This window comes from Brevibacterium renqingii (assembly GCF_017808105.1).
In the GTDB taxonomy this organism is placed as follows: Bacteria; Actinomycetota; Actinomycetes; order Actinomycetales; family Brevibacteriaceae; genus Brevibacterium; species Brevibacterium renqingii.
In genome coordinates, this window is record NZ_JADBHF010000044.1 from 1 (window position 1) to 328 (window position 328).

General features: G+C 49.7%; 1 protein-coding gene. It reads right to left on the reverse strand.

All coding sequences use genetic code 11. From position 1 onward, the window contains the following. Positions 1-116: 116 nt before the first annotated feature. A partial coding sequence (locus tag IHE57_RS16215; RefSeq protein ID WP_209374705.1) for a hypothetical protein occupies positions 117-328 on the reverse strand: 212 nt, incomplete at its 5' end.

The following is a 328-nucleotide window of genomic DNA, read 5'->3' on the forward strand; positions in this document are numbered from 1 at the left end:
TGGGGTTGATAGGCCGGGTATGGAAGCACAGTAATGTGTGGAGTTGACTGGTACTAATACACCGATCACTCACTCAATTTCCCTCTTTTTTGTGGGGGTTGGTGCGTGTGTGTTGATCATTCTTTTGTGGTGATGTTGAGAAAATCTTGTGCTGCCCTCTTTTGTGGGTGGTGTGTTGCATGATTGTGTTGGTGTTCGCGTTCGCTGTGCGGTTCTTGGACCACTACCGCCTGTAAACCCTTCTTTTTTTGGTGGGGTTGTGGTGGTGGTTTGTTGGTTTTGCGGTGGTGATAGTGGTGGGGAAACGCCCGGTTAACCGTTCCGATCC